At 72.6% G+C, this 16,289-nt stretch carries 13 protein-coding genes; 9 read left to right on the top strand and 4 right to left on the bottom strand.

All coding sequences use genetic code 11. From position 1 onward, the window contains the following. Nucleotides 1-166: 166 nt before the first annotated feature. Together argF and ACZ7LY_RS01345 are read left to right on the top strand one after the other, a co-directional pair. A complete protein-coding gene (gene argF / locus ACZ7LY_RS01350; protein WP_471622402.1) occupies nucleotides 167-1,186 on the top strand; it encodes an ornithine carbamoyltransferase in 1,020 nt (339 codons plus the stop codon). Nucleotides 1,187-1,417: 231 nt separating this feature from the next. After that, nucleotides 1,418-2,902, top strand: a complete 1,485-nt coding sequence (locus ACZ7LY_RS01345) for an amino acid permease (RefSeq protein ID WP_471622401.1) — start codon at nucleotides 1,418-1,420, stop codon at nucleotides 2,900-2,902. Here the strand turns inward: ACZ7LY_RS01345 and ACZ7LY_RS01340 are convergent. Then, a complete protein-coding gene (locus ACZ7LY_RS01340) occupies nucleotides 2,856-3,308 on the bottom strand; it encodes an ATP-binding protein (RefSeq protein WP_471622400.1) in 453 nt (150 codons plus the stop codon). The genes ACZ7LY_RS01345 and ACZ7LY_RS01340 overlap by 47 nt on opposite strands. 303 nt (nucleotides 3,309-3,611) lie before the next feature. Between ACZ7LY_RS01340 and ACZ7LY_RS01335 the strand changes: the two genes are divergently transcribed. Continuing rightward, nucleotides 3,612-4,442, top strand: a complete 831-nt coding sequence (locus ACZ7LY_RS01335) for an enoyl-CoA hydratase family protein (RefSeq protein ID WP_471622399.1) — start codon at nucleotides 3,612-3,614, stop codon at nucleotides 4,440-4,442. Next, a complete protein-coding gene (locus ACZ7LY_RS01330) occupies nucleotides 4,427-6,703 on the top strand; it encodes a bifunctional salicylyl-CoA 5-hydroxylase/oxidoreductase (protein WP_471622398.1) in 2,277 nt (758 codons plus the stop codon). The genes ACZ7LY_RS01335 and ACZ7LY_RS01330 overlap by 16 nt, the downstream gene beginning before the upstream one ends. 327 nt (nucleotides 6,704-7,030) lie before the next feature. Here ACZ7LY_RS01330 and ACZ7LY_RS01325 read toward each other — a convergent pair whose 3' ends face one another. Both ACZ7LY_RS01325 and ACZ7LY_RS01320 read right to left on the bottom strand, forming a co-directional pair. After that, entirely contained in the window at nucleotides 7,031-7,882 is an 852-nt protein-coding gene (locus ACZ7LY_RS01325; RefSeq protein ID WP_471622397.1) for a PaaX family transcriptional regulator, read from the bottom strand. A 4-nt stretch (nucleotides 7,883-7,886) separates the two neighbouring features. Beyond that, nucleotides 7,887-9,653, bottom strand: a complete 1,767-nt coding sequence (locus ACZ7LY_RS01320) for an AMP-binding protein (protein ID WP_471622396.1) — start codon at nucleotides 9,651-9,653, stop codon at nucleotides 7,887-7,889. Between the two features lie 179 nt (nucleotides 9,654-9,832). Here ACZ7LY_RS01320 and ACZ7LY_RS01315 point away from each other — a divergent pair, with 179 nt between their 5' ends. The 3 genes from ACZ7LY_RS01315 to ACZ7LY_RS01305 all read left to right on the top strand — a co-directional run bounded on the left by ACZ7LY_RS01315 (nucleotide 9,833) and on the right by ACZ7LY_RS01305 (nucleotide 12,459). After that, on the top strand, nucleotides 9,833-10,963 hold the full coding sequence (locus tag ACZ7LY_RS01315; protein WP_471622395.1) for an acyl-CoA dehydrogenase family protein: 1,131 nt from the start codon (nucleotides 9,833-9,835) through the stop codon (nucleotides 10,961-10,963). Further along, on the top strand, nucleotides 10,953-11,375 hold the full coding sequence (locus tag ACZ7LY_RS01310) for a RidA family protein (RefSeq protein ID WP_471622394.1): 423 nt from the start codon (nucleotides 10,953-10,955) through the stop codon (nucleotides 11,373-11,375). Before ACZ7LY_RS01315 ends, ACZ7LY_RS01310 begins: the two co-directional genes overlap by 11 nt. 148 nt (nucleotides 11,376-11,523) lie before the next feature. Beyond that, complete coding sequence (locus tag ACZ7LY_RS01305) at nucleotides 11,524-12,459, top strand: SDR family oxidoreductase (protein ID WP_471622393.1); 936 nt, start codon at nucleotides 11,524-11,526, stop codon at nucleotides 12,457-12,459. Between the two features lie 29 nt (nucleotides 12,460-12,488). On the opposite strand, the gene ACZ7LY_RS01300 is transcribed toward ACZ7LY_RS01305, so the two are convergent. After that, a complete protein-coding gene (locus ACZ7LY_RS01300) occupies nucleotides 12,489-12,920 on the bottom strand; it encodes a response regulator (protein ID WP_471622392.1) in 432 nt (143 codons plus the stop codon). Nucleotides 12,921-13,424: 504 nt separating this feature from the next. Between ACZ7LY_RS01300 and ACZ7LY_RS01295 the strand changes: the two genes are divergently transcribed. Together ACZ7LY_RS01295 and ACZ7LY_RS01290 are read left to right on the top strand one after the other, a co-directional pair. Then, nucleotides 13,425-15,005, top strand: a complete 1,581-nt coding sequence (locus tag ACZ7LY_RS01295; protein WP_471622391.1) for a sensor histidine kinase — start codon at nucleotides 13,425-13,427, stop codon at nucleotides 15,003-15,005. Continuing rightward, nucleotides 15,002-16,171, top strand: coding sequence for a PP2C family protein-serine/threonine phosphatase (locus tag ACZ7LY_RS01290; RefSeq protein WP_471622390.1), 1,170 nt, complete (start codon nucleotides 15,002-15,004; stop codon nucleotides 16,169-16,171). Before ACZ7LY_RS01295 ends, ACZ7LY_RS01290 begins: the two co-directional genes overlap by 4 nt. Nucleotides 16,172-16,289 lie beyond the last annotated feature (118 nt).

The raw sequence follows: 16,289 nt of genomic DNA, 5'->3' as shown, positions 1-16,289 counted from the left end.
GTCTGAAATGCACTCCGTCCCTGTACGACGCGACCCCGCCCCTGGCACGGACGCGACCCCGCCCCTGAATAAAAATGTGGATCGTCGTATAGACTTCCAGTTTCCGGGGCGGCCCGCGCCCCGGGAGTCCACCGGTCCCGCCCACGTCGTACCCCAGGAGCGTCCCATGGCGACAGCCCCGCGTCCCGATCTCACCGGCCGCCACTTCCTCAAGGAGGTGGACTTCACCGCCGAGGAGTTCCGCGGCCTGGTCGACCTGGCCGCCGAACTGAAGGCCGCGAAGAAGGCCGGGGCCGAGAAGCAGTACCTCAAGGGGCGCAACATCGCCCTGATCTTCGAGAAGGCGTCGACCCGTACGCGCTGCTCGTTCGAGGTGGCCGCCGCCGACCAGGGCGCCTCCACCACGTACATCGACCCGGCCGGCTCGCACATCGGCAAGAAGGAGTCCAGCAAGGACACCGCCCGGGTGCTCGGCCGGATGTTCGACGCGATCGAGTTCCGCGGGGACGCCCAGGAGACCGTCGAGACGCTCGCCGCGTACGCCGGGGTGCCCGTCTACAACGGCCTGACCGACGACTGGCACCCCACGCAGATGCTGGCCGACGTGCTCACCATGACGGAGCACAGCGACCGCCCGCTGACCGAGATCGCGTTCGCGTACCTGGGTGACGCCCGTTTCAACATGGGCAACTCCTACCTCGTCACCGGCGCCCTGCTCGGCATGGACGTACGGATCGTCGCGCCCCGCGCCTACTGGCCCGCCGACGCGGTCGTGGCCGAGGCCCGCGCGCTCGCCGAGGCCAGCGGCGCCCGGATCACGCTCACCGAGGACGTGGCGGAGGGCGTGCGCGGCGCCGGGTTCGTCGTCACCGATGTCTGGGTGTCGATGGGCGAGCCCGAGGAGGTCTGGGACGAGCGGATCAAGGCGCTCACGCCGTACGCGGTCACCATGGACGTGCTGCGGGCGACGGGCGTGCCGGACGTGAAGTTCCTGCACTGCCTGCCCGCCTTCCACGACCTCGGCACCAAGGTCGGCCGCGAGATCCACGCCAAGTACGGCCTGGAGTCCCTGGAGGTCACCGACGAGGTGTTCGAGTCGGAGCACTCCGTCGTCTTCGACGAGGCGGAGAACCGCATGCACACCATCAAGGCGGTCATGGTCGCCACGCTCGGCACCACCGACTGACGCCTCCCCGCGCCGCGCGGCCCGAACCCCGTACCCCGAGCCCCCTACCGGCTCCGCCGCCCGGCGCGGCACCCCCGTACGCGACCGTCCACACTGGTAGGACCGGACCCACCCCCGTCCGGTTCACCTCCGTCCGGCCCGCCCCTGATCCGAGCCCCGAGCCCACAACGGAGCCCCCCGCAACCCCGGAGACCCCGGCGGCCGGGAGCCGTAAGAAAAGAGCACCACCCCATGTCGCCGTCGCCGCCCCCTACCGGCCTGCGCATCAAGTCGCCCGAGTCCCTGATCGCCGAGTCCGGCGCCGACCTGGAGGGGCACGGGCTCAAGCGGACCATGGGCCTCTTCCAGCTCGTGTCGTTCGGCATCGGCGCGATCGTCGGCACCGGCATCTTCGTCGGTCTGTCCGACACGGTCGCCAAGGCGGGCCCCGCGGTCATCGTCTCGTTCGTGCTCGCCGCGATCACCTGCGTGTTCACCGCGTTCTCGTTCGCGGAGCTGGGCGGCGCGATCCCGGTCTCGGGGTCCTCGTACTCCTTCGCGTACGCGACCCTCGGCGAGCGCGTCGCCTTCCTCGTCGGCTGGTGCCTGCTCCTGGAGTACGGCGTGTCGGTGTCCGCCGTCGCGGTCGGCTGGAGCCAGTACCTGAACGAGCTGCTGGACAGCCTCACCGGATGGCAGCTCCCCGCCGCGCTCTCCGCCGGACCCGGCGACGGCGGTGTCGTGAACCTGCCCGCCGTGATCGTCATGCTCATGGCCGCCACGCTGCTCGTGCGCGGCATCCGGGAGAGCGCCCGCGCGACCGCCGCGATGGCAATACTCAAGCTCGGCATCCTCGTCGCGTTCTGCGCGATCGGCTTCAGCGCCTTCCAGGACGGCAACCTGTCGCCGTTCATGGCCCAGGGCGTCGGCGGCGTCACCTCGGGCGCCTCCCTCGCCTTCTTCTCGTACATCGGCTTCGACGCGATCACCACGGCCGGCGAGGAGGTCAAGAACCCGCGCAGGAACATCCCCGTCGCCATCCTGATCTGCATCGGGCTCGTCACCCTGCTCTACTGCGCGGTCGCCGTCGCCGCCATCGGCGCGCTCGGCGCCGAGCAGGTCGGCGACAAGCCCGCGGCGCTCTCCCTCGTGGTGAACCACGTGACCGGCTCGACCGTCGGCGGCGGCATCGTCGCGTTCGGCGCCGTCGTCGCCATCGCGTCCGTCGTGCTCGCCGTGATGTACGGACAGACCCGCATCCTCATGTCCATGTCGCGCGACGGCCTGATCCCGCGGGTGTTCGAACGGGTCTCGCCGCGCACCTCGACGCCCGTCGCCGGCACCTGGATCGTGGCGACGGTCTTCGCGGTGCCCGCCGCGTTCGCGTCCCTGGACGTGGTCGTGAACCTGACGACCATCGGCACCCTCGCCATCATGGCCGTGGTCAACATCGCCGTCGTCGCGCTGCGCCGCTCGCGCCCCGAGCTGACCCGCTCGTTCCGCGTGCCGCTCTACCCGCTCAGCCCGGTGCTCGGCGTGGCGATGTGCCTGTATCTGATCTGGGGGACGGGCTGGACGACGTGGGTCCAGTTCGCCGGGTTCCTCGTGGTCGGCGCCCTGGTCTACGCGCTGTACGGGCGCCGCAACTCACGGCTCGGCGCGCCCGGCGGACCCGGCGCTTCCGGATCCCCTAGCGCTCCGACGGCGGACGCTGGCACGGGACCGCCGGCAGCGTGAACCACACGGCCTTGCCGGACTCGGTGGGGCGGTGCCCGCAGGAGGAGCTGAGGGTACGGATCAGCAGCAGGCCCCGGCCGTGCTCCTGCCAGGGGTCGGGCGCCCCGGCGTCGTCGGGCCGGGTCAGATCGGTGGGCGGCGCCGGATCGGGGTCGTGTACCTCCACCTGACAGCCGGACTCCAGCAGCTCCACGACCAGCTCGATCGGGGCGTCGCCCGTCGTGTGCTCCACCGCGTTCGCCACCAGCTCCGCGGTGAGCAGTTCGGCGGTGTCCGCGTCCGCGACCGGTGACTCGATCTCGGCCAGGGCGGTTCGGACGAGGGCGCGGGCGACGGGCACTGCGGCGGCCGTGTGAGGCAGCGCTATCCGCCACGAGGCGGGCGCGGGGCCGGGATGAGGCGACAAGGCGGGTCCTGAGTGGGGCGGCTCGGGGACGGGCGTGGCGGCAGGGCGGCCGGGCAGGACGGCGGCACTGCCCGATGTTCAACCTTATGAATGGTACGGCGTGCGCCGATAGAGCCTCCCGGTGGTCTTCCACAGGACATTGGACTCTATGGAGGGGAAATAGCGCTTATGTACCCGTCTGCTCCCTCCGGCTCTACGGAGGCCGCCCGGCCGCGCAGGCTTATCGCGTACTCCTGACGGAAGTCACAAACAGGTGATAGCTTCGACGGAGAGCAGCCGAACCGTCCAGGAGGCCGCACGCGCATGAGTCCCTTCACCGGCTCCGCCCCCCGCACCCCGTCCTGGCGGCACCTCGCGTACGCCGAGGACGAGCACGGCGTGGCGACCGTCACCCTCGCCCGGCCCGACAAGCTCAACGCGCTCACCTTCGGCGCCTACGCCGACCTGCGCGACCTGCTCGCCGAACTCTCCCGCGAGAGATCCGTACGCGCCCTCGTCCTGACCGGCGAGGGCCGCGGCTTCTGCTCCGGCGGCGACGTGGACGAGATCATCGGCGCGACCCTCGCCATGGACACCGCCCAGCTCCTCGACTTCAACCGGATGACCGGGCAGGTCGTGCGCGCGATCCGCGAGGCGCCCTTCCCGGTGATCGCCGCCCTGCACGGCGTCGCCGCGGGCGCCGGCGCGGTCCTCGCGCTCGCCGCCGACTTCCGTGTCGCGGACCCGAGTGCCCGGTTCGCGTTCCTGTTCACCAAGGTGGGGCTGTCCGGCGGCGACATGGGCGCCGCGTATCTGCTGCCGCGCGTCGTCGGCCTCGGCCACGCCACCCGGCTGCTCATGCTGGGCGAGCCGGTGCGCACGCCCGAGGCCGAACGGATCGGCCTGCTCAGCGAGTTGACCGAGGAAGGCGGCGCCGACCGGGCCGCCCTCGCGCTCGCCCGCCGCCTCGCCGACGGACCCGCCCTCGCCCACGCCCAGACCAAGGCCCTGCTCACCGCCGAACTGGACATGCCCCTCGCGGCGGCCGTCGAGATGGACGCCGCGACACAGGCACTCCTCATGAACGGCGAGGACTACGCCGAGTTCCACGCCGCGTTCACCGAGAAGCGCCCGCCGAAGTGGCGGGGCCGGTGACGGCCGCGCCCGCCCGGCGCGTCGCCGTGCTCGGCGGCGGCCCCGGCGGCCTGTACACGGCGGCCCTCCTCAAACGCCTCGACCCCACCCGCGAGATCACGCTCTGGGAGCGCAACGCGCCACACGACACGTTCGGCTTCGGCGTCGTCCTCTCCGACGAGACCCTCGGCGGCATCGAACACGCCGACCCCGTCGTGTACGCGGCGCTGCGCGAGGAGTTCGTGCGCTGGGACGACATCGACATCGTGCGCCGCGGCGCCCGCCTCACCTCCGGCGGCCACGGCTTCGCCGCCCTCGGCCGGCGCCGCCTCCTGGAAATCCTGGAGGAGCGCTGCCGCGCCCTCGGCGTCGACCTGCGCTTTCGCACAGAAGCGCCGGCCGCCGCCGAACTGCGCGACTCCTACGACCTCGTCGTCGCCGCCGACGGCGTCCACAGCCGCACCCGCACCGCGCACGCCGACCACTTCGAGCCCCGCGTCGAGGAACACCGCAACCGCTACATCTGGCTCGCCGCCGACTTCGCGTTCGACGCGTTCCGCTTCGAGATCGCGGAGACCGAGCACGGCGTCATGCAACTGCACGGATACCCCTACAGCGCCCACGAGTCGACGGTCATCGTCGAGATGCGCGACGAGGTGTGGCGGGCCGCGGGCTTCGCCGCCATGGACGTCGCCGCGTCCGTCGAACACGCCGCCAAGGTCTTCGCCGACGCCCTCGGCGGCCGCCCCCTGAAATCCAACAACTCCGCCTGGCTCACCTTCCGTACCGTCGTCAACGCGCGCTGGTCGTACGGGAATTGCGTCCTGCTCGGCGACGCCGCCCACACCGCCCACTTCTCCATCGGGTCCGGCACCAAGCTCGCCGTCGAGGACGCCGTCGCCCTCGCCGGTGCCCTCGGTGAACAACCCACGGTCGAGGAGGCGTTGCGCGCGTACGAGGAGGAGCGGAGGCCCGTCGTCGCCTCCACGCAGCGCGCGGCGCGGGCCAGCCTGGAGTGGTTCGAGGACCTTCCCCGCCATCTCGGCCTGCCGCCACGGCAGTTCGCGTTCACGCTGCTCACGCGCTCGCGCCGGGTCACGCACGACAATCTGCGGATGCGGGACGCGGAGTTCGTGCGGGGCGTGGAGCGGGAGTTCGGGTGCCCCGAGGGGACGCCGCCCATGTTCACGCCGTTCGAGCTGGGCGGGCTGCGGCTGCGCAACCGCGTCGTCGTCTCCCCGATGGACATGTACTCCGCCGTCGACGGCGTGCCGGGCGACTTCCACCTCGTCCACCTCGGCGCGCGGGCGCTCGGCGGGGCGGGGCTCGTCATGACCGAGATGGTGTGCGTCAGCCCCGAGGGCCGCATCACCCCGGGCTGCGCCGGCCTCTACACCGACGAACAGGGCGACGCCTGGCGGCGCGTCGTCGACTTCGCCCACACCCACGCGCCCGGCACCGCCCTCGGCGTCCAGCTCGGGCACTCCGGGCGCAAGGGCTCCACGCGGCTCATGTGGGAGGGCATCGACGAACCCCTTCCCGACCCTGACTCCAACTGGCCGCTCGTCGCGCCCTCCGCGCTGCGCTACCGGCCCGACAGCCAGCTCCCGCGCGCGCTCACCGTGCCCGAACTCGCCGACATCCGCGAGCAGTTCACCGCCGCCGCGCGACGGGCGGCGCGGGCCGGCTTCGACCTGCTCGAACTGCACTGCGCGCACGGCTACTTGCTGTCGTCGTTCCTCTCCCCGCTCACCAACGTGCGGACGGACGCGTACGGGGGGTCGCTCGCCGGCCGGCTGAAGTTCCCGCTGGAAGTCTTCGAGGCGGTACGGGAGGTCTGGCCCGCGGGGCGGCCGATGACGGTGCGGATCTCGGCGACGGACTGGGCGCCGGGGGGCACGAGCGGGGAGGACGCGGTGGGCATCGCTCGGGCGTTCGCCCTGGCCGGGGCGGATGCGGTGGATGTGTCCACGGGGCAGGTCGTGAGCGGGGAGCGGCCCGCGTTCGGGCGGTCGTATCAGGTGCCGTTCGCGGACCGGATCCGGCATGAAGTGGGGGTGCCCGTCATCTCCGTGGGGGCGATCTCGTCGTGGGACGACGTCAACTCGCTTGTTCTCGCGGGGCGGACGGATCTTTGTGCGCTTGGGCGGCCGCACCTTTATGACCCTCATTGGGCGTTGCACGCGGCGGCGGAGCAGGGGTATTCCGGGCCGGGGGTGCGGTGGCCCGTGCCGTATGCGGCGGGTTCGCGGCGCCCCCAGACAGGGAAGTTCTCCGGCTGAGGCGGCTTGTAGCGACCGTTCCGCGCAGTTCCCCGCGCCCCTGACGGGGCGCTGCCCCTGGGCGTGGTTGTTCATCTTTCGGCCGGTGGGGCCTGGTCGCGCAGTTCCCCGCGCCCCTGTCGGGGCGACTGCGTCGCCACCTCCTCCCCTGGGGAGCAGGGGCGAAGCCCCGCTCCCTCAGGGGCGCGGGGAACTGCGCGAGCAACCACGACGAGAGTCGAGGATTCCCACCGGGTGGGGCCACCCACTCACCCAGGGGCGCGGGGAACTGCGCGATCAGCCACGACGAGAGTCGAGGTGACCCACCGGGCGGGGCCACCCACCTACCTAGGGCCGCGCGGAGCTGACCCCGTGGACGAATTCTGACGCCCGTTCCCGGAGCGCCTCGTTCAGCGCGTGGAAGACCGACGCCGACCGGAACCCGGGCCACCCCTCGGGAAGAACCCCCACCGGCAACCCGGGATCCGCATACGGCAGATGCCGCCAGGAGTCCAACGCCAGCAGATGATCCCGGTAAGCCTCAGCCGCCGCCCCCGGCGAACCCCCAGAACCCCGTTCACGCCACCGCACAAGCACAGGCCCATGCTCCGCAAGAAACGCCTCGTGCAACGAAGCCAGCCCCGCCAGATCCCACCACCGCGCAACCGCGTCAGCCGTCGCCGCGAACCCCACATGCTCCCCGCGAAAAAGATCCACGTACTCCGCGCACCCGATCCGCCGCAACGTATGCCGCGTCTCCTCATAGTGCCGCGCCGGCGCCACCCACACCCCGGGCGCGGCCGTCCCGAACCCGAGCCCGGCCAGCGCGGAGCGCAACACGTGCCGCTTGGCCCGTTCCGCCTCCGGCACGGAGAACACCGCGAGCACCCACCCGTCGCCGGCGCCGGCCTCCCCGTACACCCGCCGGTCCCCGTCGTCGAGCAGCTGACGGGCGTCGTCGGACAGGGCGTAACCGGCCGCGCCGCCCGCCGTCCGCGCGGCGACGAGCAGCCCGCGCCGCTTCAGGCGCGAGACGGCGGACCGTACGGACGGCGCGTCCACCCCGGCCGCCCCGAGCAGCCGGATCAGCTCGGCGACGGGCACGGGCCCCGCGAAACCGCGCCCGTGGGCGCCGTACAGGGTGACGATGAGGGAGCGCGGCGTGTGCGCGACGGGGGAGTGGGGCTGCTGCTCGGACACCCGATCACTGTACGGTTCCGCCCCCACCGTCCCCCCTGGCGCCACCGTCCCTCCCGGCCCCACCTACCCCCGGGGCACCGCCCCCGCGAGGCTCCCGGAGCCGGAACCGCTGGAGCTTGCCCGTCGCCGTACGCGGCAGCGCGTCCAGGAACTCGATGACGCGCGGGCACTTGTACGGCACCAGCTCCGCCGTCACGAAGTCCCGCAGCGCCTGCGCGTCGCGCCGCGCGCCCGGCCGCAGCACGACATGGGCCACGGCGATCTGCCCGCGCGCCTCGTCGGGCCGCCCCACGACCGCGGCCTCCGTCACGTCCGGATGCCGCAGCAGTGCCTCCTCGACCTCGGGCCCGGGGATGTTGTACCCCGCCGAGATGATCATGTCGTCGGCGCGGGCCACGTACCGGAAGTAGCCGTCGGCGTCGCGGACATAGGTGTCGCCGGTGATGTTCCAGCCGTGGCGTACGTACGCGCGCTGGCGCGGATCGGCGAGGTAGCGGCAGCCGACCGGACCGCGCACGGCGAGCAACCCCGCCTCCCCGTCCGGGAGTTCGCGCCCGTCGTCGTCCACGATCCGCGCCTGCCAGCCGGGCACCGGCACCCCCGTCGTCCCGGGCCGGATCGCGTCGTCGGCGGCGGAGATGAAGATGTGCAGGAGTTCGGTGGCGCCGATGCCGTTGATGATGCGCAGGCCGGTCGCGTCGTGCCAGGCGTGCCAGGTGGCGGCCGGCAGGTTCTCCCCGGCGGAGACACAGCGCCGCAGCGAGGAGATGTCGTACGGGCCCCCGCCCTGGCCTCCGCCGCCGGTCAGCTGGGCGAGCATCGACCGGTACGCGGTCGGGGCGGTGAACAGGACCGACACCCCGTGCTCGGCGATGGCGGGCAACAGCCGCGCGGGGCCCGCCTGTTCGAGCAGCAGCGCGGACGCCCCGGCGCGCAGCGGGAAGAGGACGAGCCCGCCGAGCCCGAACGTGAACCCGAGCGGCGGGCTCCCCGCGAACACGTCGTCCGGCACCGGCCGCAACACCTGCGCGGAGAACGTGTCCGCGACGGCGAGCACGTCCCGGTGGAAGTGCATACAGCCCTTCGGCCGCCCGGTCGTACCGGAGGTGAAGGCGATGAGGGCGACGTCGTCGGCGGCGGTGTCCACGGCGTCGAAGCGGCCGGGCCGCCCGGCGGCGCGGCGCAGCAGGTCGTCGGGGCCCTCCCCGCCGAACGTCACCACCCGCAGCCCCGGCACCTCCGCCTTCGCCAGATCGTCGAAGGACCGTACGTCGCACAGCGCGTACCGGACGCGGGCGATCTCGCACATCGTCGCCAGTTCCGCGGACCGCGCCTGAGCCAGCACGGTCACGGCGACGGCCCCCGCCTTCATCACCGCGAGCCAGCAGGCGGCGAGTTCGGGCGTGGTCGGGCCGCGCAGCAGCACCCGCTCGCCGGGCACGACACCGAGGTCGCCGCTGAGCACATGCGCGATCCGGTCGACGGTCGTCAGCAGGTCCCCGTAACTCCACGAGGTGCGGCCGGGGGCGTGGAAGGCGGGCCGGTCCGGGCCGAAGCGGGCGACGGTCGCGTCGAGGAGGGCCGCGCCGCAGTTCAGGCGCTCGGGGTAGGCGAGTGCGGGCAGTCCGCGTACGAGGTCCGGCCACTGCTCGCGCGGCGGCAGATGGTCGCGCGCGAACGTGTCGGTGTGCCCCGAACGCGACAGGGGCGGGAGCGCCGCGCCGGGCGGAGCGGGCCGGGGCGGGTCGGACGGTGTCGTCGGGTCGGTCATGGCCGGGCGCCCCCTTGCCGTGGTGGGCCCTCAAGGACAGGCTCGCGCCGGCCGTCGCACCGCCGGACGACCGCGCAACGAGCGTATCGTGATGGTGACGGCGGTCAAGACTGCGCGATACGGTTCCCGCGGGCCGGAACGCCGGCCCGGGGCCACGGCCCGGAGAGGAGCACCGGCAGATGGGGTCATTCTCGCTCGAACCCGAACAGATCGCCTGGTGTGAGCGGCTGCGCGAGGACGCCGCCCGCCATCTCGTCCCGCTCGCCGAGAAGGGCGAGGAGGGCCGCGTCAACCGCCCGCTCCTCGAAGGGCTCGGCCGACTCGGCCTCCTTGAGCGCCTGTTCACCTCCGGCGCCCTCGACCTGTGCCTCATGCGCGAGTCGCTCGCCCGCGTCTGTACGGAGGCGGAGACCGCGCTCGCCCTCCAGGGCCTCGGCGCCCACCCCGTCCACGCCCACGGCACGCCCGAGCAGCGCGAGCGCTGGCTGGGGGAGGTCGCGGCGGGGCGCGCGGTCGCCGCGTTCGCGCTGAGCGAGCCCGGGGCCGGCTCCGACGCGGCGGCGCTCGCGCTGAGCGCCGTCCCCGACGGGCCCGGGCGGCTGCGCCTGACCGGCGAGAAGACCTGGATCTCGAACGCGCCGCAGGCCGACTTCTACACCGTCTTCGCGCGTACCGGCGAGGCCCCGGGGGCGCGCGGCATCACGGCGTACCTCGTCCCCGCCGACCGCCCCGGGCTCACCGGCGAACCCCTCGACATGCTGTCCCCGCACCCCATCGGCACCCTGGCCTTCGACGGCGTACCCGTCACGGACGCCGACCGGCTCGGGGCGAGCGGCGGGGGCTTCCGGGTGGCGATGGGCACGCTGAACCTGTTCCGGCCGAGCGTCGGCGCGTTCGCGGTGGGCATGGCGCAGGCCGCGCTGGACGCCACGCTCGCGCACACGGCCGGCCGGGAGGCGTTCGGCGGGCCGCTCAAGGAGCTCCAGACGGTCGCCCACGCCGTCGCCGACATGGCCGTACGCGTCGAGTCGGCACGGCTCCTCGTCCTCGCGGCGGCCTGTGCGTACGACGAGGGCGCGCCGGACGTGCCGCGCCGCGCCGCGATGGCGAAACTGCTCGCCACGGAGGCCGCCCAGCACGTGGTCGACACGGCCGTCCAGCTCCACGGCGCCCGCGCCCTGCGCCGCGGCCACGTCCTGGAACACCTGTACCGCGAGGTCCGCGCCCCCCGTATCTACGAGGGCGCAAGCGAGGTCCAACGCGCCATCATCGCCAAGGAGTTGTACAAGGAGGCAGACCATGGCCGCTGACCCCGCCGACCCGGCAGGGCTCGACCGCGTCAACCCGCCGGAGCTGTCCCCGCCCGCCGGTTTCTCGCACGCCGTCGTCGCCACCGGCGGCACGCTGGTGATGCTGGCCGGCCAGACCGCGCTCGACGCCGACGGCAAGGTCACCGGCACGACCCTGCCCGAGCAGTTCGCCCGCGCCCTCGGGAACCTCCTCACGGCCCTGCGCCACGCGGGCGGCACCCCCGCCCACCTCGCCCGCGTGACGGTCTACGCCACCGACGTCGCCGCCTACCGCGCCCACGCCCGCGAACTGGGCCGGATCTGGCGCGAGCAGGCCGGCCGCGACTACCCGGCGATGGCCGTCATCGGCGTGAGCCGCCTGTGGGACGAGGAGGCACAGGTCGAGATCGACGGGCTGGCCGTACTGCCCTGACCGGGGGACGACTGCCCCGACCGGGGGACGCCGGTGATTGAGGATGATCGGCGGGGGCACCCGGCCGGGGCCGTGAGAGCGGAGGCCATGCGTCCGCCGCCCTCCCGACAGCACGACGGCCCTGTCCTCGACGCCAGGAGGTGAGCCCGTGCCCGGCTCCCCGCACGACCCGCATGACCCGTACGACCAGAACGACCGGTCCCGCTCCGCCGAGCGCAGGCCCACCCCGCCGTACGCGTACGAGCGCCAAGACCGTCCCGGGCTGGAATCCCGGATGAGCCAGCGCCCCTGCTATCTGGCCCCCGACTACCGGGGCTCCGGCAAACTCGCGGGCAAGGTGGCCCTGATCACCGGCGGCGACTCCGGGATCGGCCGCGCGGTCGCCGTCCTCTACGCCCGCGAGGGCGCCGACGTGGCGATCGTCTATCTGCCCGAGGAGCAGCCGGACGCCGAGGAGACCCGGGAGGCCGTGCGGAAGGAGGGCCGCACCTGCCTGCTGCTGCCCGGCGACCTGTGCGACGCCGACTTCTGCCGGGAGACCGTCGAGGCCACCGTCCGCGAACTCGGCGGCCTCAACATCCTGGTCAGCAACGCCGCCCGGCTGAACAGCCAGAACAGCCTGGAAGACCTCGACTTCGAGGACTTCGACCTGGCGTTCAAGACCAACATGTACGCCTACTTCCACCTCTTCCTCGCCGCGCTCCCGCACCTGGGGCAGGGGGACGCCGTGATCGCCACGGCGTCCGAGGAAGGGCTCAAGGGCAGCGACATGATGATGGACTACGCCGCTTCCAAGGCCGCGCAGATCGTCTTCACGAAGTCCGTGGCGAGCCACCTCGCCAAGCGCGGTGTACGGGCCAACGTGGTCGCCCCTGGCCCGACCTGGACCGTACTCAACCTCTCGGGCCAGCGCTTCCCGGACCACTACCTCGAAGACCTCGGCTCGTCCTCCGACCCCCTCGGCCGCGCCGCGCAGCCCGAGGAGATGGCCCCGGCCTACGTCCATCTCGCCTGTGAGGCCGACTCCAGCTACACGGTCGGCGAGACGATCGCGGTCACGGGCGGCATGACGGACAGCCGCTGAACCGGCGCACCGCAGCCGCCCGTCGCGCGCTACTCCTTCGGGGGCTTGACGGTGACGTCGAGGTAGAAGGCGTCGATGCTGCGGACGGCCGCCTCGAACTCGTCGAGGTTGACCGGCTTCGTGACGTACGCGTTGGCGTGGTGGTGGTAGGCGCCGGTGACGTCGTCGGGGGCGGCGGAGGTGGTGAGGACGACGACCGGGATCGTGCGCAGGTCGGCGTCCTCCTTCACCACGGCCAGGAACTCGCGCCCGTTCATCCGGGGCATGTTCAGGTCGAGCACGATGAGGTCGGGGCGCGAACTGTCCGGGTCACGCAGGTAGTCGAGCGCCTCGACCCCGTCGGAGACCTGGGTGAGGTTGCGGGTACCGCGCTCGGTGAGAGCGTCCTGGATGAGCATCGCGTCGGCGGTGTCGTCCTCGACCAGCAGCACGTCGTAGGGGCGGATAGCGGCGGCAGCCATGAGTCACGTGCTCCGGAGTGGGGGACGGTGGGGCGGTTCGGTCGTGTCGTTCGTGTCGCTGGTGACCAGTCCGGGCCAGCGGCGTCTTGCTCCCTGCCGGCTCATGCTGACGGCCTGGCCGATGGCGGGGTACCCGGCGCCGCTCTCCGCGGCGGCGAGGGCGGCCTCGTCCTCCAGGGACCTGACCGCCCGCTTGACGTCGGTGAGAACTCGCAGGCGTAGAAGAGCATATCTGCGGGACTCATGTATCGGATCGGCGGCCTTCGCCGGTGGGCGGACGGTTTCCGGAGTGAGGCGCCGACTGACTTCGTCCACCAGCCGGGCCACCAACGCGGCCGTTTCCCCCCGGGAAAGGGGGGTAACGGGAGACGGATCGAGCATGGCGTCACCCTACTGCGGCTTCACAAAGGTGGACAACATGTGTTGTCCATGGGTGGGTAGAGTGTCGTAGCCGCGCACATGCGTCTGGCAAGGGCGCTCGGTCAGGAGAGAGAAGTCACCACGATGGCAAGGGAGCAGACGCGGTTCCGGGGTGCGTTCTCCGGGTGGACCACCCGCCGCTGGCTGCGCGTGGGGGTGAGTGGCGTCCTCGTCGTCCTGGCGGGCCTCGGATCCCTGGGCGGCTGGGCGATGTGGCGTACCTCCGAGGTCACCGCCTCGCTGATCGAGAGGCGCTCCCCGGCCCTGATCGAGTCGATCCGGTACGAAGAGGCCCTGATCAACCAGGAGACGGGCATCCGCGGCTACGGCGTGTCCGGCCGCCGCGACTTCCTGGAGCCGTACGCGCAAGGGGTCACCGCCGAGAAGGACGCCCTGCGGCGGCTGCGCCCGCTGCTCGACGGCGACCAGCGCGCCCTCGACGACCTCGCCGCGGTGGAACGGCATGCCGGGGCCTGGCAGAAGCTCGTGGCGCGGCCTGTCGCGTCGGCGTCGCCCGCCGAGGCCACCCGGGTCGCCGGGAAGCGGGCCGCCGACGGCAAGGCGGACTTCGACGCGCTGCGGCGGGCGATGACACGCCAGCAGACCCACCTCCAGGACGAACGGACCGCGGCCACCCAGGAGCTGAAGCGGTCGGTGACCCTGCGGAACTGGATGTTCTCGGTCATCGCCGTGGTCATCCTGGTCGTCGCCGCACTCGTCTTCGAGGGCCTGCGCCGAGGGGTCACCCGCCCGCTCAGCCGGCTCGGCGAGGCCGCCCGCGACGTCGCCCAGGGGCGCTTCGACCGCTCCATCACCGGCAGCGGCCCCGCCGACCTGCGCAGGCTCGCCAGCGACGTGGACTCCATGCGGCTGCGGCTCGTGAAGGAGCTGCGCTCCAGCGAGGAGACCCGCGGCGTCCTCGACGAGCAGACCGAGGACCTGAAGCGGTCCAATGCCGAGCTTGAGCAGTTCGCGTACGTCGCCTCGCACGACCTCCAGGAGCCGCTGCGCAAGGTCTCCAGCTTCACGCAACTGCTGCAACGGCGCTACGGCGGGCAGTTGGACGACAAGGCCGACCAGTACATCGCCTTCGCCGTCGACGGCGCCAACCGCATGCAGAACCTGATCAACGACCTGCTGGCCTTCTCCCGCGTCGGCCGCGTCCACAACGACCACCGCACGGTGGAGTTGGAGGACGTGTTCGCCAGGGCGCTGGACGACCTCAGCGTGCGCGTCGAGGAGACCGGCGCGGAGATCACCCACGACCCGCTGCCCGTCGTCGTCGGCGATGTGACCCAACTGGGCATGCTGTGGCAGAACCTGCTGTCCAACGCGCTCAAGTTCCACAGCCCAGACCGGCCGCCGCGCATCCACATCGGCGCCGAGCTGCGCGACGAGGACACCTGGCAGTTCACGGTCACCGACAACGGCATCGGCATCGAGCCGGAGTTCCAGGAGAAGGTGTTCATCCTCTTCCAGCGGCTGCACACCAAGGACGCCTACCCGGGGACCGGCATCGGCCTCGCCATGTGCAAGAAGGTCGTCGAGTTCCACGGCGGCACGATCGGCATCGACCCGGACCACACCCCCGGCACCCGGGTCGTCCTCACCCTCCCCGCCCTCGACGCCGCGCCGGCGGCCCCGGACGAAGAGACACAGCCGTGACCCTTCCCGCCGCAGGCCGCGACGAGCCGTATCTGATGCTGCTGGTCGAGGACGACGACGGGGACGCCCTCCTCGTCGAAGAACTGCTGTACGACACCGATCTGCCGCACACCCTCACGCGCTGCCGTTCGGCGGCAGAGGCGCGCGAGGCGCTCGCGGCCGCGCCCGTCGACTGCGTCCTGCTCGATCTGCACCTGCCCGACGCGGGCGGGGTGGCGACGGTGCAGGCGATCCAGGCCGACGCCCGTACCGCGATCATCGTGCTCACCGGCCTCGACGAGCCCCGCGCCGGCGTCGACGCGCTGGCCGCGGGCGCCCAGGACTACCTCATCAAGGGCAAGGTCGACCCGGACCTCATGCAGCGGGCCGTCCGCTACGCCGTCCAGCGCAAGCAGGCCGAGCGCGCCAACGCGGCGTTGCAGATCGGCCGGCTGCGGGCCCAGGAGAACGCCCGCCTCGAACGCGGGCTGCTGCCCGAACCCCTGCTCTCCTCCACCAGCGTCAGCGCCTCCAGCCGCTACTACCCCGGCCGGGCGCAGGCGCTGCTCGGCGGTGACTTCCTCGACGTCGTCCAGACCGACGACGGCCAGGTGCACGCCGTCATCGGGGACGTCAGCGGCCACGGCCCGGACGCGGCGGCGCTCGGCGTCTGCCTGCGCATCGCCTGGCGCTCCCTGACGCTCGGCGGCCACCGCGACCAGGAACTGCTGCGCCTCCTCGAGCAGATCCACATCGCCGAACGCGCGGGCAACGACCTGTTCACCACCTGCACCCTGATCACCCTGGACCCCGGGGCAGGCACGCTCACCCTGCACCTCGCCGGGCATCACGAGCCCCTCGTCACGACCTCCGGCGCCACCCGGCAGCTCAGCGCCGCCCACGGCATCGCTCTGGGCATCGCCCCGGGGCTCGGCGACTGGCCCGCCACGAAGGTGGACCTGCCGGCGCAGGGCGCGCTCATCGCGTACACCGACGGACTGATCGAGGGCTTCGCGGACGAGGCGGGCACGCGGCTCGGGGTGGAAGGACTGCTGCGCATCGTCGACGAGGTGGACACCGTGGACCCCGGCGCCCACCTCGACGAGCTGATCGCCCGCACCCGCGCCCTCAACGCGGACCGGCACACCGATGACCTCGCGGTCCTGCGCCTGGACTGGAAGACGTGACGGGTCGTGGGGTGCCCGGGGCGTGAGGTGCCTGTGTAGTGAGGTGTCCCCGTGTAGTGGGGTGCCCGGGCTGTCCCGGCGCCGGACATGACTGAGGCCCGCCACGATCGTGGCGGGC

Source organism: Streptomyces sp. NPDC107550 (genome assembly GCF_055639095.1).
This window is presented reverse-complemented; position numbering and strand designations above follow the sequence as displayed.